Origin of the sequence: Pedobacter suwonensis, assembly GCF_007833675.1 — a bacterium.
GTDB lineage: Bacteria > Bacteroidota > Bacteroidia > Sphingobacteriales > Sphingobacteriaceae > Pedobacter > Pedobacter suwonensis.
The window spans coordinates 4,441,240-4,462,675 of record NZ_CP031708.1 but is presented as its reverse complement, the minus strand read 5'-3'; the positions used below and the strand labels follow the sequence as shown (position 1 = coordinate 4,462,675).

16 protein-coding genes are annotated in these 21,436 nt (G+C 40.2%); 8 read left to right on the top strand and 8 right to left on the bottom strand.

Annotated elements, in window-relative coordinates; translation table 11 throughout:
* Positions 1-37 precede the first annotated feature (37 nt).
* Entirely contained in the window at positions 38-1,282 is a 1,245-nt protein-coding gene (locus DV942_RS18510) for an arsenic transporter (protein WP_145860027.1), read from the top strand.
* 317 nt (positions 1,283-1,599) lie between these two features.
* On the opposite strand, the gene DV942_RS18505 is transcribed toward DV942_RS18510, so the two are convergent.
* The 8 genes from DV942_RS18505 to DV942_RS18470 all read right to left on the bottom strand — a co-directional run bounded on the left by DV942_RS18505 (position 1,600) and on the right by DV942_RS18470 (position 14,071).
* Positions 1,600-2,748 (bottom strand): TlpA disulfide reductase family protein, encoded by a 1,149-nt coding sequence (locus DV942_RS18505; protein WP_186462344.1) that lies wholly within the window; start codon positions 2,746-2,748, stop codon positions 1,600-1,602.
* A 1-nt stretch (position 2,749) separates the two neighbouring features.
* Positions 2,750-4,378, bottom strand: a complete 1,629-nt coding sequence (locus DV942_RS18500) for a S41 family peptidase (RefSeq protein ID WP_145860023.1) — start codon at positions 4,376-4,378, stop codon at positions 2,750-2,752.
* Positions 4,378-6,372, bottom strand: a complete 1,995-nt coding sequence (locus DV942_RS18495; RefSeq protein WP_145860020.1) for a TlpA family protein disulfide reductase — start codon at positions 6,370-6,372, stop codon at positions 4,378-4,380. The genes DV942_RS18500 and DV942_RS18495 overlap by 1 nt, the downstream gene beginning before the upstream one ends.
* Positions 6,373-6,386: 14 nt before the next feature.
* Entirely contained in the window at positions 6,387-7,757 is a 1,371-nt protein-coding gene (locus DV942_RS18490; protein WP_145860018.1) for a RagB/SusD family nutrient uptake outer membrane protein, read from the bottom strand.
* A gap of 4 nt (positions 7,758-7,761) precedes the next feature.
* Positions 7,762-11,358, bottom strand: coding sequence for a SusC/RagA family TonB-linked outer membrane protein (locus DV942_RS18485; protein WP_145860016.1), 3,597 nt, complete (start codon positions 11,356-11,358; stop codon positions 7,762-7,764).
* 140 nt (positions 11,359-11,498) lie between these two features.
* A complete protein-coding gene (locus DV942_RS18480; protein WP_145860014.1) occupies positions 11,499-12,677 on the bottom strand; it encodes a FecR family protein in 1,179 nt (392 codons plus the stop codon).
* A 101-nt stretch (positions 12,678-12,778) separates the two neighbouring features.
* Positions 12,779-13,429 carry an RNA polymerase sigma factor gene (locus tag DV942_RS18475; RefSeq protein ID WP_244278824.1) on the bottom strand — a complete coding sequence of 217 codons (651 nt, stop codon included), beginning with the start codon at positions 13,427-13,429 and terminating at the stop codon, positions 12,779-12,781.
* Positions 13,430-13,864: 435 nt separating this feature from the next.
* Positions 13,865-14,071: a hypothetical protein gene (locus tag DV942_RS18470; protein ID WP_145860011.1), complete on the bottom strand. Its 207-nt coding sequence runs from the start codon at positions 14,069-14,071 to the stop codon at positions 13,865-13,867.
* A 104-nt stretch (positions 14,072-14,175) separates the two neighbouring features.
* On the opposite strand from DV942_RS18470, the gene DV942_RS18465 reads away from it, so the two are divergent.
* From DV942_RS18465 to DV942_RS18435, 7 genes are all read left to right on the top strand, one after another.
* Positions 14,176-15,126, top strand: coding sequence for a hypothetical protein (locus DV942_RS18465; RefSeq protein WP_145860009.1), 951 nt, complete (start codon positions 14,176-14,178; stop codon positions 15,124-15,126).
* 69 nt (positions 15,127-15,195) lie between these two features.
* On the top strand, positions 15,196-15,552 hold the full coding sequence (locus DV942_RS18460) for a hypothetical protein (protein ID WP_145860007.1): 357 nt from the start codon (positions 15,196-15,198) through the stop codon (positions 15,550-15,552).
* A 484-nt stretch (positions 15,553-16,036) separates the two neighbouring features.
* Positions 16,037-16,228: a hypothetical protein gene (locus DV942_RS18455; protein WP_145860005.1), complete on the top strand. Its 192-nt coding sequence runs from the start codon at positions 16,037-16,039 to the stop codon at positions 16,226-16,228.
* A 264-nt stretch (positions 16,229-16,492) separates the two neighbouring features.
* A complete protein-coding gene (locus DV942_RS18450) occupies positions 16,493-18,163 on the top strand; it encodes an ATP-binding cassette domain-containing protein (RefSeq protein WP_145860003.1) in 1,671 nt (556 codons plus the stop codon).
* 60 nt (positions 18,164-18,223) lie between these two features.
* Complete coding sequence (locus DV942_RS18445; protein WP_145860001.1) at positions 18,224-18,592, top strand: hypothetical protein; 369 nt, start codon at positions 18,224-18,226, stop codon at positions 18,590-18,592.
* Between the two features lie 122 nt (positions 18,593-18,714).
* On the top strand, positions 18,715-19,689 hold the full coding sequence (locus DV942_RS18440; protein WP_145859999.1) for a hypothetical protein: 975 nt from the start codon (positions 18,715-18,717) through the stop codon (positions 19,687-19,689).
* A gap of 81 nt (positions 19,690-19,770) precedes the next feature.
* Positions 19,771-21,381 carry a hypothetical protein gene (locus DV942_RS18435; protein WP_145859997.1) on the top strand — a complete coding sequence of 537 codons (1,611 nt, stop codon included), beginning with the start codon at positions 19,771-19,773 and terminating at the stop codon, positions 21,379-21,381.
* The last annotated feature ends 55 nt before the right edge of the window (positions 21,382-21,436 follow it).

The window sequence follows — 21,436 nt, the reverse complement described above, 5'->3', positions numbered from 1 at the left end:
AACATAACTGAAAAGCAATATCTTAGCGCGATAAAATATGGATAACATACTCATCTGGATTATTTCTTTCCTTGCCATAGCGGGTGTAATCATCAGGCCTTTTAAATTTACGGAAGCTGTATATGCAGTTTTTGGGGCCGCTCTGTTATTATTATTCCAACTGATTACCTTTTCAGATGCCTTTTCCGGAATAGCGAAAGGTTTGGATGTGTATTTATTCCTAACTGGCATGATGTTGCTGGCCGAAACTGCAAGAGAGGAAAAACTGTTTGACTGGCTCGCCGCCCATGCCACTATGAGGGCTAAGGGATCTTCGGGACGATTATTTTTACTCATCTATCTGGTTGGTGTGGTGGTAACCACATTCCTTTCCAATGATGCCACAGCTGTTGTATTAACACCAGCTGTGGCAGCGGCAGTTAAAGCAGCTAAGGTAGAAAAACCTTTGCCCTATTTATTGATCTGCGCATTTATTGCCAATGCAGCTTCTTTTGTGCTGCCTATTTCAAATCCGGCAAATCTGGTAATCTATGGTACGAATATGCCATCCCTAATGCATTGGCTGAGTTTGTATCTGATCCCTTCGATATGTGCCATTACCGTTACTTATTTTGTGCTCCGGTTCTCACAGCGTGAGTGTTTTAAACAAAAAATAAGAACAGAGATCAACTTGCCTGAACTAAGCCCGGGCGGTAAAACAGCTTTGATTGGAATATGTGTAACTGCAACTGTTTTATTAGCTGCTTCTGCCATGAACATGGAACTGGGGTTGCCCACATTGATTACGGGGATCATCACCAGCGCCATTGTATTGACCCGCGCGAGAAAAAATCCCGTTAATGTGATTAAAGGAATATCATGGACAGTGCTTCCCTTGGTGGCGGGCTTATTTGTAGTGGTTGAAGCATTAAATAAAACCGGAATGGCACAACATTTAAGCGCCGTGTTAAATGATGCTATAGCACAATCTGAAACAGCAGCGGTATGGCTTAGTGGTACGGTAACAGCGATAGCCTGCAATTTAATGAATAATTTACCTGCCGGACTGATAGCAGGTAGTGTATTGCAAAATGCCCATGCGCCCGATCTGGTTAAAAGTGCAGTATTAATTGGTGTAGACCTTGGTCCCAACCTTTCCATAACCGGTTCGCTGGCCACTATATTATGGCTGGTGGCTTTAAGAAGAGAAGGACAGGAAGTAAGTGCCTGGACATTTTTAAAATTAGGAAGCGTAATTATGACGACAGCATTGATTGCTGCTATACTATCCTTATGGATTTAACTTTTTAACTTGAATTGATAATTATTTAACAAAATAACTTTTTATAAAAGCGCTTATTAGACTATTCGTCATGCTGATTCATCTCAGCATCTTTTTAGCACGAAAGGAGCCTGAAACAAGTTCAGGGTGACGACCGTGCATACAAGGCGTCAAATAACACAAATTAAAGCATATTATTAATCTAGCTTAGGTTGTTAGCTATCCTGCCAGGCCATGACTTTAATCCTGTAGTCAATTGATTTGTCCAAAACAAATGATAAAAAAAATGCAGGCGACATCCGTCAACCTGCATTAATCATCATTAACTATAAGATTTTTTACTTGGCGCGTCCGTCAAATATTTCTTTGATTTTCGACTCCAGTGCCGGACCTCTAAGTTCTTTGGCGATAATTTTTCCGCTTGGATCGATTAAAAAATTCATAGGAATAGCTTTAACCTCATATCTGGCCGCAGCCTCATTTTCCCATCCTTTTAAATCACCCACCTGTTTCCAGGTCAATTTATCGTCTGCTATCGCTTTAATCCATTTCGCTTTATCAGCAGCCTTATCAAGCGAAACACCTAAAATTTCAAATCCTTTTGATTTATATTGCTCGTAAACCTTAACCAGGTTTGGGTTCTCTCTACGGCATGGCGCACACCATGAAGCCCAGAAATCGACCAAAACATATTTTCCGCGGTAATCAGAAAGTTTAACCATTTTTCCGTCAACATCAGGCTGTGCAAAATCCTGGGCCTCTACGCCCTCCTGTGTTTTTTTGAAAGTAGCGATGCGCAGGCCAACCTCTTTACCGAAATACGAATCTCTTAACTTCGGATTGATGGTCAGGTATACTTTTTCCATTTCCACCGCGTCGAAACCCGGAGCTAAAGTGGAGTTTAAAGCCATCAGCGACATGAAACTGTCTGGATTATTTTTCACATAACCGATTTTAGCGTCAACAATTTCTTTTTCTATTGCGTTTGCCCGTTTTTCTAAATCCTGGATAACAGCTTTATCCTGTTTTTTAGCTTCAGGCATATCCTGGTATTCCTTATTCAAGGCTTGCAATTTGTTATAAAGGGGACGAAGAAGATCATCTACACGTCGGCTTTCTTCGGTCTGTGCAGATCCTTTAACCACAGCCGTTTTTAATGAGTCTTTACCGGTAATGGTAATGTTTTCGTTATCCAATATCAAACTCACCCCATCTACATTTATTCTTTTGCCCGGAATCTCAATGGCATCATCATGTTTCAAACGCACGATTGCTTCAATAGGGGAAGAAACCTTGCCTTTAAAGGTAAAGCTTCCATTTACCAGCGGAACTGAATCCAGAATCTGCTTGCCATCAATTTTGGTTAGCAAAAAAGCTTTGGCAGGCTTACCCAACTTTCCGATCTGACCTTTTATGGTATATCCGGTTTGTGCGGTTGCACTCATGGAATAAAGTGCAGCTATTGCACCAATTATTAATTTTTTCATGTTAGTTTTTTTTCTTTTGATTAGGAGATGATTTACTGGCGGTACTTCCTGCCAATAATTTATTGTAAGTGGCTTTTGAGTTGAGAATAGATAAGGCCGTATCAAAGGCGGCGCTGGCTTCGTTACGAATGCGCAGTGCATAACCCTTACCTACATATAACATATCGGCTATGCCGGCTTTCAGTTCTATCCGGACGGTTTTTCTTGCAACCTGATCTGTTTTTGCAGGCATTTTGATCCGAAGTTTTTCGACGGCATCAAAAATCCCGTCAACCATGGCTTCATCCACTTTGAAACCCTTATCAAAGGCTTCGAAATCAGGATAATTAGCGGTTAGCTGACTACGATTCTGCTGCACCAGCTCAAAGGTTACTTTATTTACTAAACCACTGTTCATGGTCTGATTCAGCCAGGTGCTATATAATGCCGTGTCTATCGAAACAAACTGATCTGGCATGATACCGCCACCACCATACACCGTTCTTTTATGATTAAGTGTAGTATATTTAAGCGAATCTGGAAAATGATAATGCCCTGCCTCCTTCAATTCACCTGAAGCCATCCTCCGGTTAAAATCTTCAAAATAATCAGCTTTGCCTTTGGTATAAGGTTTCTGGATGGATCGGCCTGAAGGCGTATAATAGCGAGCGGCTGTTAACCTGATTACCGAACCATCACTTAATGGAAATCCTTTCTGCATCAATCCCTTTCCAAAAGTTCTGCGTCCAACAATTACGGCCCGATCCCAGTCTTGTAAAGCACCGGTCAGGATTTCGCTTGAAGAAGCAGTCGATTCATCAACCAAAACCACCAATTCGCCATCCATAAACTGTCCGTAACCACCGGTGAGAAAATAATCCTTCACACCTGTATTGGTAACTGAATAAAAAACAGTTTTTTCAGGAGGAAGAAATTCATCCGCCACGCCAATAGCCATGTCTACTATGCCTCCCCCATTCATCTGTAAATCGAGAATCAGTTTGGTCATGCCCTGCGCTTTCAAGCTTTTTAAGGCGGCATCCATTTCCCGGCGGGTAGACTGACTGAAAACAGACAGCGCAATATAACCGATCTGTTTGGTAACCATGTAACTGGCCGTAATGGATAACTCGGCAATCTGCTCACGCATTACCTTGAATTGTAAAAGCGCTGGCTGTCCTTTACGCCTGATAGCCAGGTCAACAGCTTTTCCTTTCTCTCCCCTCAGTAACCGCATCACTTCCTGGTTTTTCAGGTTTTTGCCAAGAATTGTCTGACCATCTACGTTTACAATCTGATCGCCTACTTTTAAGCCTGCTTTTGCTGCAGGTCCATCCGGATTGACACTGATGATAAATGTACTGTCTGAAATCATTGCAAAACCGATTCCAATGCCAGCAAAACTTCCTGACATGGATTCGTTCATGGCCTCTACCTCTTCGCGGCTGATGTAGCTGGAATGAGGATCAAGGCTGCTCAACATGCCCTTGATGGCGGCATCGACTACGGGTTCATCGTTAACCGGATCTACATAGTTATCCTGGATTAGCTTTAAGGCATCCTGCAGCTTAATCTTCGGATTCATCTGTGCCTGAACGGAAAGCCCTATCCAGAAGGAAAAAAAAGCTGTAATTATCGTTTTTCTTATCATTATTTCTCTGCTCTTAAAATCTCAATGGCGGTTGATAATTCATCGCTTAACTGGCTCGGACTACCGGAGTATCCTTCAGAAGAATAGCGTACAACGCCGTTTTTTACGATGATTTTACGTGGAATGGCTGACGACTTAAATAGCGGCTTTAGGCTTAAGAAAACCGCTGCCTGCTCTCCATTAGGGAGAACTGCATCATGCAAAAGGTTAAAACGATAGCCCTGGCTCTTAACAAAGTTTACCGATTTGGCTTTATAATCACCAAATTGCATGGTACCAATCATATAAACCGCAACATTTGGATCTTTTGCATATTGATCTATCAGCAATTGCATGCCAGGAAAAGCTTCAATACAAGGTCTGCACCAGGTGGCCCAAAAGTCAATTACTACTATTTTATTTCCCCAATCGTCAGAATTTACCATTTTACCATTGGCATCTTCCAGGCTGAAAGGCTTTAATGGATAATTGACCATGTTGGCCATTACATGCCCCCTCATTTCTGCTTTTTTATCATTTGGCATCAGAGATGATAAGTATTCCTCATAGCCTTTTTCCTGGCCCTGGTGTTCGCTTCTATACAATTCTTTCAACTTAGCAAACATTTCAGGCGTAACTGCATTGGCTGCCACACTATTTTCCAGTAAGGATTTGATGGCCTTTTCATCTTTCAGTTCGCTTAATACACGAAGATGCATCGCATTCATGTCGGCATTACTATAAGTTCCGTCTTTAGACAGGTATTGGAAAAAGTTCTTTGCTGCGGCAAAATCCTTTTGGTTAATGGCTAAAGCAATATGGGTAAATAAGCGATCGTTCATTTGCTTATCGGCGTTTTCCTGTGCTTTAACCGCATCCCTATCGAAGTCGGTTAGATAAGACTGATCATGCTGGCGTTCCAATAAGTAAGGAATGATCTTTTTGCTCAGCTCATAAAGTAATTTATAATCTGCTTTACCGGACATGGACATTTGATTCCGCGTAATGTTCCAACGATAAATTTCGTTGGCTGTTCTAAAATCAATATCCTTAAACAGGGATAAGAACTTATCTATTTGATTACCATCAAAGTATCTGGTAGCCAACCCTCTATAGATTTCATAATATAAGAAACCTTTGTCATCGGGATTTTTCTTCCATTCTGCATAAGGATATTTTTTAAGAAAATCTTCGGATGCCGCCTGGTAAACCTCTGTTGAGGCTCCTTTGGTTGCCGCACGGAAGCTTAATAATTTTGCAGTTCCGCTTTTTGGCTGATATTGGAAAATCAACTTTTCTATTTCCTTTGCTTGCTGATCCCTTTTCTCCCGGATATAATAACCATGGGCTTCTGCTAACAAGGCGTCGCTGAACTTTTCTTTCTTAAGCATAGCCTGTATAGTTGCATCAGCAAAGGCATCAAACTTTTCTGGCGGCATTGTCAAACGTTTCAAATCAAGATAGGTAAAGAGTAACGGGCCAGATGGTTTTCCAGAAATCTTTTCTTCCTTTTTTAACAAGGAATCAGTGGTTTGGGCATTTTTTGCCGCCGAAACAAAATCATTTAAACTCCAGTCGCCAGTTAAGTTAGACCGCAATGCAGCTTCTGCCAGATAACTGCCACGCTGTTCCTTGTCGTTGCTACCTAAAACCTTTGTAAAGTAACCTTTACCCTGGTTATTATCGATTGCTTCCGGCGTCATTGAAGCGCCCTGGTAAAATTTAAGCGCCAAAAAAACGGCGTTATTGGGCAAGGTATAACTTGCCTGCCACTGATCATTTTCCTTTTTCAGTGTTAGCGGTACAGATGCCCAGCGTTTGCCATTAAAATAAGCCAATGTTGCGTTTGGTTCATCGCTAAATTCAAGGTCGCCGCCCTTTGCCTGATAATAAAATGTAGCAGGTTGATTTTGCCTTAACAATTCTGGTTTCCAGGTTAAGGTCTGGGCAGCCAGCTGCTGCCCAAAAAAAGGGCAAAGCAGTAGCAGACCATTTAGTAAAAGATTTTTTTTCATAAGCTCTCCGTAGATTATCTCGGATTTTGTTGCAATTCGGGGTTTAATAAAATATACTTATCACCTATCGGATAGGTGTAGCGATTAGAATTTGGTGTGAGCGTGTAATCTATTCCTTTATAATTGCGGGTTTTCGTTTGGGTAAAGGCATCATCAAGCATTAATCTTTTTTGATCAAACCAGCGTAAACCTGTACCAAACAGCTCCTTTCTTTTTTCTTCCACTACAATCCGCAAGGCATCAGCAGCAGATGAGGCTGTTAAAGGCACATAATTGGCATTATTAAAACGCTTAACCCTTAAGTTATTTACAACCGTCATGGCATCTGCGGTTTGGCCTGCTCTAGCTAAGCATTCTGCTTTGATGAGCATGATTTCTGGTACCGATGGCCCATTACTGATCGAAAATTCATTGTAGAAATACTTACTGGAAGCACGACCTGTAAAGCTGGTGCTGAATTGCCCGCCGAAACGGCTTCTGGTATCGGTAAATAACTTATAACGCAAATCTGTTGTTCCCATAGCAGAAAGCAGGTCGTTGCTTAACGAAATGGCCTGATAGGTTACAGCCGCAATTTTAGAAAATATAATTTCCGGATTATTCAACCTTAAAGGAAGGGTAGCTGGTGAATTTTCATAATTCTTCAGATCGATCAATGTATTTTGTAAACGCAGCGTACTATCCGCATATAACGAGGCATTATTAAAATCACGAAGATTAAGGTATGTTTTAGCCAACAAAGCATAAGCCGATACCTTTGCCGGCCTTACGTTAAACTCAGGAAGATCAGGCAGGCGACTGATGGATGCCTTCAGGTCTTTCACTATGAGGTTATATACTTCTGCTACCGGTGTACGGTTAAGTTTAGTATATAAATTTGGTGTGGTAAGCAAAGGCACGCCCAAATCTGTGGTGGCGGTAGCGCTGTTGTATTGCTTGGCATAAGTGTTAACCAGAACCAGGTAAGTATAAGCACGGTGTACCAGTGCTTCAGCATAAATTTTCTGCTTCTCTTGCTCCGTTCCGTTTTGTGAATTTAACACACCATTGATTACCTCATTACAGGTATAAATGGTTTTATATTGTTTATCCCAATCCGCATCACTTTGCGTATCAGCTGTATAAAGTGCTGCCCAGCTGTACACATTACCCAGAATATCGCCCAGGTTGTTTTGACGGGTGGCATCCGTAATTTCTGTATCGTCGCCCGATAAGATTGGATAAGAAAAACTGCCTTCCAAAACCGAGTTATTGTTCATGGTATACCGGTAATCGGATGTATATTTTAAGGTACGTACAGAAAGTTGATCAATTTCTACATACTTTCTGCAGCCTGCGAAGGCAACTGCCAACGCAAACAGGATGATGATATATTTTGTCTTCATTTGATTATAGCGTTGCATTGATTCCAAAAATGTAACTAGGTGTAGGGCTTACCGTGCCAAAATTGCCATTGCTAACAAATTCAGGATCGATACCATCTTTATTCGCCCTCCAGATGATACCCAGATTTCTGACATTAGCAGAAATTGAAATCGATTTGAAAGTATTTCTTGGTAAAAAACGTTTTGGTAATTGATAAGCCAGGGAAATTTGCTGTAAACGGATGTTATCTGCCTTTCTCACCAACGCATCAGAAAAGCGATAGCGATTAATACTGTTAAAGTTTACGTTAGATAGCCCGGGAACATCGGTGATCGCCTCATCACCTGGATTTCTCCAACGGTTGGCCAAATCTTCCTGCCTGCCTAATACACCTGGGTAGGCACCCTGAAAGTTTGGATAATTGGTGACTGCATTTTTCATAAATACATGACCGAAATAACCCGTAATCTGGATTCCCGCTTCAAATTCGCCATATTTAAAGGTGTTAAAAAAGCCTGTTGAATATGGTGCATAAAGTACACCTGCTTTAACTAGGTCTTCTTTTGTAAAGGCACTGGTTAAATTGGTGGTATTATTGATGATGTTATTGTTGCGGTCGTAAATCTGTGATTGTCCCTTGTTATCTAAACCTGCCCATCTATATACGTACAATGTGCCTAAAGTAGCACCATTTACTATTGATCCTGACCCGGCCAGGTTGTTGGAATTATTTTCATACCTGGCTTCTGTTACCGTATTGGTTGTATAACTGAAATTGAACAAAGATTTCCAACTGAATCTTCCTGCCCTTAATGGCTCACCATTTATGCTGAACTCGTAACCGTGCCCTTTCAGGGTTCCGCTATTAAACAATAGGTTAGACCAACCATAAGTAGCATTGTAATTGAAACTAGCCAAAAGACCTTTGGTGTGTTTGGTATAAACATCAAAACTTGCATTTAAACGGCCCTTTAAGACACCGAAATCTAAACCAAGATTACCTTGCTTAGTTGTTTCCCATCCTAATTCAGAATTAGCTGGGTTGTCAATATTGGCAATGGGCTGGCCCGTACGGGAATCGCTACCTATTGTTGTAAGAATAGGAATATTTGACCCTCCCTGTGGTACCACTCCGGCAGTTCCAAGGGTTGCCCTTAAACTTAACAGATTGATCCAATCTAGCTTCCTGATAAATTCTTCCTGATTGGCATTCCACCTTAAACCTACAGACCATAGTGGAATTGCTCTTTTTCTGCGGTCTACCCCTATCATACTGTAATCATCAAATCGGGCACTACCGGTAAGGAAATACTTATCTCTGTAACTATAAGAGGCGTTACTGTAATAAGACAAAAAGCGCTTTCTGGATGCACCCAAACTACTTAGATTATTGCCTAAGGTTTGCGAATAACCATACATGGTTACGTAAGAAACAGTAGGGTTTGCAATGCCCACAGCTCCGGTATCTTCGTTATAACCATATCTGACTTCAGAATTACTGGCTGATTGGGTTTCCCTCAATTCAGTTCCGGCAATGGCAGTGAAATGATGATCTTTAGTAAAAGCTACATCTGCATTCAGCTGTCCTCTAAATGCTGTTTCAGATGCATTATTGCCACTGGTGTAATAGCGCCCGCCGTAAGGTACATTGTAAACCGGTTTACCATTGGTAATTACCGTACCCGTATTCACCAAAAGTCTTCCCACATAACTATTTAATTCATTCAGGAGATTGTTTGAGCTGAACTGACGTTGATTTGAAATGGAAATATCCGCATTTAACCACTTCGTAATTTTACCGTTAATTCCACCATTTAATCTTATCACATTACTTTTGGCGATGGAGTTGGAATAATTGAGTTCATCAATTGCATTGTAACTGAAAGGCAGATAGCCTTGTGCGATCATGGTATTGGCTAATGATTGTCGGAAAATAACCGTTCTACCTATACTATTGCCATTGTCATCATATAATAAATCGTATGGCCTGAGCGCGGTTGTACTAACCGAAAGGGCGTCAACTGCAGCACTGTTAGATTGCGATTTGTTATATTGGTAATTGATTAATGCCCGTAATGTAATTCTCTTATTAAATAATGCGGTACTGGTATTGGCATTAATAAAAGCATTTTCAGCAAAATTACTTTTATAGATAGGCACATCTTTCGTGTAGTTTCCAGAAATATAAAAGTTACTATTTTCAGTACCACCTGAGTAAGAAAGGTTATATTGATGATTGACTGCATTTTGCAACAGGTTTTTTTCGATCTGGCCTGCACCATCACGCATGGCAATTTGTGCTAAAGCAGCATCGCGCTCGGCAACGGTTGCCGTTCCACGTTTTACGCGAAACATCCATTCAGTAGCTTCACTATTGTTTGGTGTATAAATGGCATTTCCTGGTGTTGCCGAAGCCGGATCTACCAGAAAACCTTTGTCAACCATTTCCTGTTCCAGATCGATATATTGTGCGGCATTCATCCAGCGCTGACTGGCAATAGATGGATTTTTGGAGATTCCGAAAACGTAACTGAGGTTAACCTGAGATGTACCATTGCGACCTTTTTTCGTTTCAATTACAATTACACCATTGGCCGCCCTGGAACCCCAGATGGAAGTAGCAGAAGCATCTTTTAAAAATGTAATCTGCTCAATATCCGCAATGTTAATGTTACTTATAATTGAATTTCCATAAGTAACACCATAGGTTTTTGTTAGTTGTGCCCTGTCGCTTGGGTCGAGTAATGGAAATCCATCCACCACAATCAGTGGAGTTCCTGAACCGGCTGCATAATTATTTACACCACGGATCTGCACGACATTACTTTTAACATCAAATTTTACGCCTGGTATTTTACCTTCCAAACGCTCCATAAGGTTAACCGCGGGTGTTCCCTCCAGTTCCTTTCCAGAAATTGTACTATAGGCACCGGCAGCGCGCTCTTTACTAATTTTTTGATAACCGTTAGATACTACACTAACCTCTTCCAACGCTGATGAAGCCGCCGTTAATCTTACGTAATAGGTAACGGTCTTTCTATCCACAAAAATCTCCTCCCCTTTATATCCTATATACGAGATCAGTAATACATAACCATTAGCCGGCACATCCTTAATCAGGATATCACCTTCTTTATCCGTAACGTACATTTTGTTAATGGTTTTATTGTACACATTAGCTCCGGGAAGCGGACGTCCTAACGAGTCTCTGATGCTTACCTTAACATCAATGTCTTTTACCAGATCTACCAGTTTATCTGCCATACTTCTTTCCTTGATTACAATGGTTTTGCCATCAACAGAAAAAGTAAGCGGCTGGTTATTTAACGACTTTTGAACGGCTTCCAAAACATTAACCTGGTTCACCTGTATAGATACCGGCTTGGCATCGAGGATCAGGTTAAGATCATAGATAATATTATATCCGCTTTGTCGGCGAATTTCTTTTAATACGCGTTCAAGCGGCGCATTTTTTTCGACAATGGAAACTTTTTGTGCCTTGGTTGATGCACTTAATTGCAGTAAAGCCGCCAAGAAAATCACAGCCGTCAGTCGCATAACGAGTAGCAGTTTGCGGGGCTGCCTGTTGGGCAACCCTAGTGAAGTAAAATTTTTATACATTTGTTTGTTTGGTTTATTGCATTTGGCCTGGGCTTCGAAATCAAGACCTTATGCGTGATTAGTTGATTATTTATAGTCGACTGCCAATTATTCAGGGGTGCCGCCAAGCACCTCTGTTTTTTTTGGAATCGTTTTCAATGTTATTTAGAAACGACTACCCTCCTTCCTTCAAGTTTAAAGTGAACTTTTCCGGTTAACTGAATATGGTTGAGTACTTCTGAAATATTGGTACCTCTCGACATCCAACCGCCAAGCATCAAATTTTCTGGTGCAGTCTCGTCATAAACGATTTCCACATCATACCATCGCGCTACCTTTCTCATCGCACTTCTTAAATCTTCCCTGAATACAAATTCTCCGTTTTTCCAGGCAACCGCCATTTCCGTATCTGCCTGTTGTACTTGTATGTTTTCATTACTTAACCTGGCCAGCTGCCCGGGCTTAAGTAATGTAGTCTTGTTATTGCTCAAAGCAACCTTTACACTTCCCATTAATAAAGTAGTGTTAATAAAAGGTTCATCAGCATAAGCATTGATGTTGAAATGTGTACCTAACACCTCCACTTTTTCTGATTGCGTTTGGTTTTTAAGCACGGTTACGGTAAATGGCACTCTTCCTTTAGTCCCTTCCATATGCGCCACCTCAAAGTATCCCTCCCCTGTTAAGGTTACGTTTCTTCCACTTGCCGCAAATGCTGTTGGATATTTTAAAGACGACCCTGCATTTAGCCAAACTTTTGATCCATCAGGTAATATAACTGCGTATTGCCCGCCAATAGGCGTGGTAATGGTATTAAATCCATCACTTTTGCCTGTATTTAAAGTTTTATAAACCAAAGTTCCATCAGCAGCTTTGGTAATTTCAATACCGGCTTCAGTAGCAATTTTCCCGACAGCATCCTTATTTAAATCGATTACCTTACCGTCAGATAAAGTTAATATGGCCTTATCAGTACCAGCAGGCAGATCATATTTTTTTGCGATAACAAACTGGTCTGGAGTGGTATCGTTATTTTTAAGTGTCAAATAACCTATGCCAGCTATCAATAATATGCTTGCGGCAATTCCTATTGAAATTATTCTTTTGTAAGACCTATTCAGCTTCTGAACTTTAGGCAATTCCGCTTCCGTTTGGGAAACATCAGAAAGAATTTTATTCCAGATTTTTGCTTCCAATTTCTCGTATTCTATTGGCGGATCAACCGACTTATTTTCTTCAGCTTTTAACAAATACCAGGTTTCAAGCTGGGCTTTTTGCTTTTCATTAAGTTTATTATGCAGATAATCTCTGATAAATCTGCTTATAGTTTGTTTGTTCATGTTTTTTATAGGTAGTATAATAGTAATGACAGGCAGCTCACACCAATGTTGTATGCAACATTAAAAAAAGTTACTTTTTTATTAATTTATTGGAAAAAGCGCTACAACGCGATAAAAAAGGAAGGCAAATGATTACCAAATTTGCTTCTCAGCGTAGAAATAGCCTTATTCATCTGTGTTTTAACGGTGAGTTCAGAGATATTCATAATACCTGCAATCTCCTTGTAGGAAAGATTTTGTTTTCGTTTTAGTTCGAAAACCTCGCGCATTCTGGGAGGAAGTTTTTCAATTTCCTCTTCAATCAGCTTGGCCAGGATCCGTTCTCTAATGAGATGATCGGTAATCTCCTGTGCCTGATCCAAAAACTGACCAAGATCTGTCAGATAGGCATGGTGTACCTGATTTTTACTAAAAAAATTCAGAATTGCATTTCTGGTAGAAACGTAGAGATAGGCACCAATGGATGTGTCAACAGGTAGTTGAGGTGCTTTCTGCCATAACCTGGTAAATACTTCCTGAACTACATCTTCACTCTCACTCTCTTCTTTAAGCATTCGAAAGGCATGCCTGTACAGTAATGGCCAGTATCTGCTATAAATTTCTGAAAAGGCCTTGTTATCCCGGGCTATTAATAGCGAAAGTAATCTGTCATCACCATATGTAGCATAGTCCTGGTCCATTGATGAGTAAAAATAGGACTTATTTGCGGTAAATAGAAATAGGAAAATGGAACTGGCTACGTTATAATGCACATTGAGGTCATTTTGTAAACTCGTGTTGAGGAAGCAGAGGATGATAGTGAAAAGATGTAAAGTATGTGACTGCGGTTGCTCCTTTTGTACAATATGATAAGCAATAGCAACAGGATCAGCCGGTTAGAAGAACTAACGGACACAGGTCTCTCAAATTACTGTTTACATAACTTAGTGACCAATAAAAAAAGGGAAGATTTTTCAATCTTCCCTTTCTAGTGCACACCTGGGGACACCACTTGAACAAATAATTCCATTACTAACACTGTTTGATAATGTGGCACGTAGGCAAAAATAGCCTATTTGTGGTAGCGAGAAGGCTGTTTCTAAATTTTTTCCCTTGAACCTAAAAAATTGGAAAGTTATTTTTTAAACCAAATCAACACCTAAAAAAACGTCCAAAAAAAGCAAAAAAATGCATTTTTGGGATCAGAATCAAACCCCATTTAAATAGCATCCAGATATGTTTTTGAACCATTCTGCAATTCGGCATGCAAATTCTTCAAAAATGACCAAAATTGGGTCTAGGCCAGTTTTTTCTGAGACTTTATATAAAACGCTTTTAGAAAAACTTTGAAAGAGAAACTTGTCGCCAACCAGATTTGGATCTATTGTCATAATCAACACTGAAATATTTTGCATATTTTACATTTTATCTATCTACGCGAATACACTGCGCAGTACCCTTATTTCTTTGTCATTAGGAATTGGTACTGGTCAAACACGCTAAAAAAACTGCAAATAATATGGACGCAAACGAATCTTTAAACAACTTTGATTACGAAGGCTTTATGACTAGGGAATTTTCATATTCTAAAAGTAAATTTCCCGATATAACAAGACTGCTCGGACATTTCGATAAAATCACCAAACTACTTCTTGAATGTGGGATACAAAGCCTTAAGGTTGCTAAAAATCATCAAGGAGTATCCGCCTATCATGCCAACACCCGTTACACCATAGTTTGTAACTTCCGGTTACGGACAATTAATCTTATCAAAATTTTTAACGACCTGGTGGATATAAAAGGCGGAGAGATTTTCGATGAGGGCACCGCCAATATTATCGCACGAAGCTTACTGGAAAGTTATCTTGTATATTTTAGACTATATAACGGTTGTAAAGGAGATAAAGAAATCCAGAACCTCTACTTCAATCTCTATGATCTTTCCTCAGCAATGCATTTCCTGAAATATGGAAAATCATTTCAAGGTATCAAGCCCGAGAAATTTGATGAAGGCACTTTCAATTTACGCATTAAGGAACTCATCAAGGATATCAAAAGTAGCAACAAATTTGGTGCATTGCCACAAAAAACACGGAATGCAATCCAGAAAATCGAAGCAGGCGAACAGGATTACATCAATTTTATAAACTTCAATAAACTGATCAGAGAAAGCCCATTACCAACGAACTTTGTAACTACTTACTATTCCTACGCTTCTTCCTTTGCACATTCTGAAGGCTTTAGTTCCAGTGTATCCCAAACTTATTTCCAATCGAGAGAAAGGTGGAAAGAATTAAACCAATCTTTGAAATTCAAATTGATTTACATGTGCCTTGCAGTTTCATCCCAGTTCTACATATCATTTATTGAATACGATAAGACACAAATGGCAAACGAAAAGGAGCAGGATGTCTGGGAAACACTTTCACTTTGCAATTACTACCTCACGGCTCTGAACATCAACAAGTAGGTTAAATTAACTCATAAATCAAATACAAATCTATTGTTCCGGGTTACCGAAACAGAAAATCGAAACAAAATGGAAAAACAACCTTTAAACCATGAGGTCTCGGATGTAGACCTGGCTAAAGTATTTGAGTCTCTAGATGTCGTCAATAAAAAACTAAACCAAACGGCATTAGATATTTCCACAAATGAAACCAGCCGAAAATTGCTTTCTAAACCAAGCCATTTAACATTTTCCATTGTACACAGGGCATTAGAACTAAATAAGGGTTTTAAAACCCTGACGGAGGCAAATACCTGGATAACTGCCATTAACCTTATCAGACTCCAGGCAGATAATTGCATGAGACTATTTGCCCTATCATTGGTTATCGACCGCTTAGATTTTTATAATCGCATCCAGAATGGGGGAACGTATCCGAAACATTAAAGACGCAGACGGAAATAAAATGACGGATCAATATCTATCTACGAAATTGGATGAAATATATCCTGGTTTCAGGTTATTGTATGAAAATACGAGTGGTTAATCCATTTCTCACACGAGCATTTGAAAATGAATACCGACAGGGTTGACGATGGCGATGATTTTTTGATGTGTATCAGATTGGCAGAAACAACCAAGTTTCCGATCAGTAAAAAAGTAGATTACGCCTTCAATATGTTTATTTTCAGCAAGAACTTGTGTAGCCTTTTAATCGGTTATAAACTGAGCATGATGGATTTCATGAAAAGATTTGACTACACATGAATAAGCCCAACAGTGAAGAAAATCATAATTCCTTTTAAACGTCCAAAATATGAACTATCATTTAAACTTTGGGCTTCCACTTGATCATATTTCTTAATTTAGCTTCCTGATCAGGGCTGCTTGAAAAAAATTAAGATATGATGCCGCAAAAAAAAATGCCCTAATGGTCCATACTTTTCTTTCCAAAGAAGCAGCAGGGGAAGATGATATTGTATCTCCCGAGCTTTGCTTCTGTCTGGATGTGTTCGGGGGACGTCTGGTAAGTTCACCGATGGACTATTCTCTGCAATCCAGGGAAATGGAAAATTTTTGCGAGGAATTTAAAGAAGTTTGGAACCAGGTAAATCTGGGCTGACCGATATCCCAGGTTAAAATACCTGACAACTGCCGGAAGCAGCGTCTGCCATTTGGCCAAAACATTTAATGCTTCCAAAAGTTGTCTTTTATGACCTTTGTCACTAATTGTAAGCAAAGGCAAAAACAAGACCTATCACCCAGCCAGCTAGCCGAAAAAAGAGAACAATAATAATTTATTATTTACCTATCAAAAAGAGACGAGTCGCTTTGAATTTTCTGCATGATCACTATATTAGCCCAATCCAATTAAACGCTATTAACAATGCCTCAACACGCAAGTGATTTCAAACTCCTGGCAATTAAGCCACTTAAAAACTGTGATCGAAAATACAGTAATAATTTATTGCCAGACACCCTTTACCAATTCTATCAGGATTATAATTTTTCTCCTAATGAAGGTCCTATTTCCAATATCAGAATCACAAATACGCACTACAACATCTACAATGATTATGTTCAAAATGGACGTGACCTGAAAATAAACGTTTTGGCAATTGTAGGAAAAAATGGATCTGGTAAAAGTTCCCTTGTCGAACTTTTCTATTTATGCGCTTATCTCGTTGCAAGTGTAAATGACCTTTTACCTATCAATGAAAGAGCTCCTTCAGGCAAACGACAAGCCAACGACCTACACCGGATCGAGGAAACCCTAAAGGCAGAGGTATACTATCAGGCCAAGGGTAAGTACCATTGCATCATATTGGACCGCGACTACAACCTAAATCCGCGTTCCGCCTCTGACTCGAACATTAGGTTTTATGACCTTTTCGGCGGAGACAGGGTACCACTGACAGAATTCTTTTACACAGTGGCCGTAAACTATTCCATTTATGGCCTCAATGAATCCATTACTGGAACATGGCTTGGGAGGCTATTCCATAAAAACGACGGTTATCAGACCCCGATAGTGCTCAATCCATTTCGTGACCAGGGAACCATCAATGTAAATGGAGAAATGCTATTTGCCCAGACCAGGCTACTTTCGAATATACGCTTCGACGAACATGGCGTAAATGAGATACTCCCGGGTAAAGGTGTTAAAGAAATCGTTTTCGTAATTGATAAACAAAAGCTTAACCGCCCAGAAGGCCACTCCAATAAGCGCATCTTTGAAGAGCTGGAAAGCCGTACAGGAAAACAGCGGAATGAAATTTTTGATCTCATTTATACAGCGATGCTTGGGGAAAAGCCCGACTACAACAGCATAGCCCAAGATGAATGGAGAGAAATGTCCATTGATTACGTGGTGACCAAAGTGATCCGCATTGCTAAGAAGTACCCAGAGTACCGTTCATTTTATGCAGAGAGTTCCAAGGAACAGGTGCCGGCTCTGTCAGAAGTAGAGCCTTACCTTGATGAACTTAAAAAGGACATGACTCATATTACGCTGAAATTGCGCCAAGCACTCAACTTCTTCCGTAACGACCCACTTCGCCTAGATGATGATAGAATCCGTCGCTCAATATCCAAGATCACCATGCAGGCAGATCTTTTTGCTGAGCGTTATCGAAAGAACTGCGCCAAATATCCTGAGCGGGATCCAATGGAATTTGTTCCCTTGGCTCCTTTTACGCCAAAGGCAATTTTAGAAGACGGGGAGGATTTTTACCGCATGAGTTCAGGTGAGCAGCAGTTTGTCCATTCTGTTCAGAGCGTTCTTTATCATATCCTGAACCTGGATTCCGTATTTAAGTACCGCGGGATCCAGCAAAAATTGACCTACAATACAATCAATATTATATTTGATGAGATTGAACTCTACTTCCACCCTGAATATCAACGTAAGTTTGTTGCTGAGATCCTAAAGCGGATCAGTGAGTTGAACACACCGAATATCAGATTTATCAACCTGCTCTTTCTAACGCATTCTCCTTTTATCCTTTCTGATATTCCTTCAGTAAATGTACTGCATCTGGAAAATGGCCACGTTTAAAAAGGCCATCCAGCTACCTTTGCGGCCAATATCCATCAAATGCTTTCAAACAGCTTTTTCATGAAGTCAACAACCGGGGACTATGTTAAGTTCCAATATGAAAGTATCATCAGGTTCTATGAAAGGGTAAGAGCAATTACCGGCACTCAATCCGACTGGGAGATCACGCACCAAAGCATCAGATATACAAAAAAAGGTTCAGGTGATACCATTTCGACATTAAAACAAGAATATGATATACTTCGTAAAAAGTTTAGCTTCGTCATCAGTCAGATAGGTGAACCTGTCATCAACGGTATCTTAAAAAACCACATCGCTTTCATACATGAAAAATTCGGTATTGAAGCAACCGAAGAGCTTTCTGCAGAAAAACAGCGTCTGGAAGAACAGCTTAAAGCCATCAATCAAAAATTAAACAGCGGACGATGATCAAAATCAACTACCCAACCGACCCGGATCGTCTGAAGGAATTTAAATCTTCCTTTTTCAAGACGATTTCCCCTGCTATAAAAAATCACAGTAGAATAAACACGGTATTATCCAAGATTTCAATGTCGGACGGAACAGTACTTGATCTTGAAAAACTCCTTCTTGCACCTTTTGATGAGCTTCAGCCACTCAACATAGCAATCAGCTCTCTCAGTATCGCACAAAAAAAGCAGATTAAAGAATTAATGGCCTATAGTACCTTGCAGCCCCTTATTGCTTCTTTTTTTATGAAGCAACAGGAGATCGAACTTTCCAGCTGTTATTATTGCAATATTGATAGCATCTATGCTTTCAGTGAATTTGGAGAATATAGTAATGCGCTGGATTTCATCCGGCGGGCAAGCGGAGCCCAGCTTCAGCTGATTAAGGGTATTGGTGAAGTTACCGCCAAAAACATTCTGGATGCACGAAAACGCAAACAGTTTGACAGCATGGATGATTGTCCTGTTTATCCTTCTATCCGCACTGCAATAGAGGCGCGTCATCATAATGCAACACACAACCACTTTACTTTGGACCATTTTTACCACCAGTCCGAGCATCATTATCTGCGTTTATGCCTTTACAATTTCATCCCCTGTTGTTACGCCTGTAACTCGAAATTCAAAAGTGCAAAAAAAATATACAGTACAAGCGCAACATTGTCCAGCCCCACTTCAGCTGCTTTCAGTTTTCATCAGGATGTCAGGTTCAAATTGTATTTATCGGTCGCCGAACACGATGTGAAGCATCTCGACGATTTTATGGTTGATCTAATTATGGTGAACAATCCTACAGCACATGCCAACTTCATAAGCGTGCTAAAACTCCAAGGGCGTTATTTTCACTACAAACGGGAAGCATTGCGGCTGCTTATGCTAAAGAAAGAATATCCTGATTCGGTAATTACCGAACTTGCAGATTCACTGGGAAAATCACCCGACGAACTCCGTAAAAACCTCTTTGGGGCAGAACTTTACGATACGAACCTATCCAATAGTTCCCTCGTTAAATATAAGCGGGATATCGCAAGAGACATCAATTTGTTAGCTTTTTAAGTAGCGTTGAAGATAATATGGCTTTATTTTCCAGATGTAGATTCAAATCATTAGTTTAGAATTCAAAATTATGTGCTCACAATGGATTTTTTCAAAACAGCAGATTTCGATTTTTTTTCATCTCTTCGCGGCCAGGTTTATAACAAAGACGAAGCACGGCACATTCAGAATAAACATCAGTTGCAGACAGACTCGGTTTTCACCAAAACTGAGCACTGGGCCGAACTGATAGAATCTCATGGATATAATATCCATGTATCGATGAAATGGCAAAACTCCGGATATTACAGAAATTATACCTGGGCTAAAATAATGCTCCATGGGGCTTCAACAAAGAGAATATATTTTACTATAGGAGTTGGAAGCCGACTCACAAACGAGGATTCTGTAGTAAATACACTTGATATTAAACTGGACTGCGAAAGAAGCAACAAAGATGCACTTCCTCCATCGGTGATCTATGAATTTGATAAATATATCAGAGAGAATTGTCCGTCTGCAGCAAGGGTGTTTCTGGATATCGGCCAAATTACTTCATTAACATGGGAATCCCTTGTCGAGAAAACGATCAAATTTATTGATTGCTACCGTGAACACTACTTTAGACTCATCGAACTATCTGAAATTATTCCAATCCAAAAGATAGCCCGGATTTGCTGGAATGAAAATAACTGGAGCAGGCCATCAGGCCCGTTCGGTAAAAGCAAAAATAGCGATGCAAGCTTTGAGCGGGAAAAAGGCTATGGGTATGAAGAATGGCTATTCAATCCCGATAGAAATCTTGGTGGCTACCATTACAGTTTTATCCAGGCCTTTAACAAGGGCGACCACCAAGGTAAGACATATACGCTTAATGTATATGCCATAAAACGTGTCAGTAATTCTCTCAGTGAATACTACTGGGTTGGAAAATTCAGACATTTGGAAGTATTAACCAATGAACAGCAACAACATGCCTTAACGGAATTCAGGCAAAGAGGCTGGCTGGGGCAAATGGTGGACGATCTGGCACAACATGGTATTTCCGGATTTGACTACAGCCCTGTACAGGAGGATAAGATCTTCAATATACGTTACGATGTTTCACCACAGAATTTCATCCGTTTCGACCCACCGGTAAAAATTGAATCTCCTCAGATGGAAATAGGCAAAAATAGTCATTACGTATGCCTTGAAAAAAGAGCGGATTTTTCAATTGACGAACTGCCCATTGGAAAATTCAGTTTTAAGCTGGGCCACAAATCAGGAAAAACAGGCATAATTAAGGGAAAACGGATAAAAAACGAATTTAGTATGTCCTTAATCCACAAGGAAATGCAGACCCGGATTTACGAACAGTTATGTGAAGAAAATGCAGGAAACGGGGTTCTTATAGGCACAGAGAATGACACCGGCTTCGGAACCTCTATCGACCTGGTTATGAACTGCCCGCAGAGCGGATATACTTTTTATGAGATCAAAACTTACGGGAGCGTACTTTCATGCCTACGTGAAGCAATAGGACAACTGTTCGAATATAATTACTACAGCCAGAATAATTATGCCCGAAAACTCATCATAATCGGACTGAATTCTCCAAAAAGAATTGAAAGGGAATATCTACAGCACCTCAGAAAAATTCTCGTGGATATCGACATCTATTACCAGGTATTTTCAAGAGAACGGCAACTCTTGCTGAACGTATTATACTAATGATTACCCTCCCTGAACCCCGACAGTTCCAGCAAATTATAAATGAAAGAACTGA

Excerpts from the sequence above, each read along its gene's own strand:
- DV942_RS18510 (WP_145860027.1), top strand. The coding sequence starts at position 38 with ATGGATAACATACTCATCTGGATTATTTCTTTCCTTGCCATAGCGGGT.
- DV942_RS18505 (WP_186462344.1), bottom strand. The coding sequence starts at position 2,748 with ATGAAAAAATTAATAATTGGTGCAATAGCTGCACTTTATTCCATGAGT.
- DV942_RS18500 (WP_145860023.1), bottom strand. The coding sequence starts at position 4,378 with ATGATAAGAAAAACGATAATTACAGCTTTTTTTTCCTTCTGGATAGGG.
- DV942_RS18495 (WP_145860020.1), bottom strand. The coding sequence starts at position 6,372 with ATGAAAAAAAATCTTTTACTAAATGGTCTGCTACTGCTTTGCCCTTTT.
- DV942_RS18490 (WP_145860018.1), bottom strand. The coding sequence starts at position 7,757 with ATGAAGACAAAATATATCATCATCCTGTTTGCGTTGGCAGTTGCCTTC.
- DV942_RS18485 (WP_145860016.1), bottom strand. The coding sequence starts at position 11,358 with ATGTATAAAAATTTTACTTCACTAGGGTTGCCCAACAGGCAGCCCCGC.
- DV942_RS18480 (WP_145860014.1), bottom strand. The coding sequence starts at position 12,677 with ATGAACAAACAAACTATAAGCAGATTTATCAGAGATTATCTGCATAAT.
- DV942_RS18470 (WP_145860011.1), bottom strand. The coding sequence starts at position 14,071 with ATGCAAAATATTTCAGTGTTGATTATGACAATAGATCCAAATCTGGTT.
- DV942_RS18465 (WP_145860009.1), top strand. The coding sequence starts at position 14,176 with ATGGACGCAAACGAATCTTTAAACAACTTTGATTACGAAGGCTTTATG.
- DV942_RS18460 (WP_145860007.1), top strand. The coding sequence starts at position 15,196 with ATGGAAAAACAACCTTTAAACCATGAGGTCTCGGATGTAGACCTGGCT.
- DV942_RS18455 (WP_145860005.1), top strand. The coding sequence starts at position 16,037 with ATGGTCCATACTTTTCTTTCCAAAGAAGCAGCAGGGGAAGATGATATT.
- DV942_RS18450 (WP_145860003.1), top strand. The coding sequence starts at position 16,493 with ATGCCTCAACACGCAAGTGATTTCAAACTCCTGGCAATTAAGCCACTT.
- DV942_RS18445 (WP_145860001.1), top strand. The coding sequence starts at position 18,224 with ATGAAGTCAACAACCGGGGACTATGTTAAGTTCCAATATGAAAGTATC.
- DV942_RS18440 (WP_145859999.1), top strand. The coding sequence starts at position 18,715 with ATGTCGGACGGAACAGTACTTGATCTTGAAAAACTCCTTCTTGCACCT.
- DV942_RS18435 (WP_145859997.1), top strand. The coding sequence starts at position 19,771 with ATGGATTTTTTCAAAACAGCAGATTTCGATTTTTTTTCATCTCTTCGC.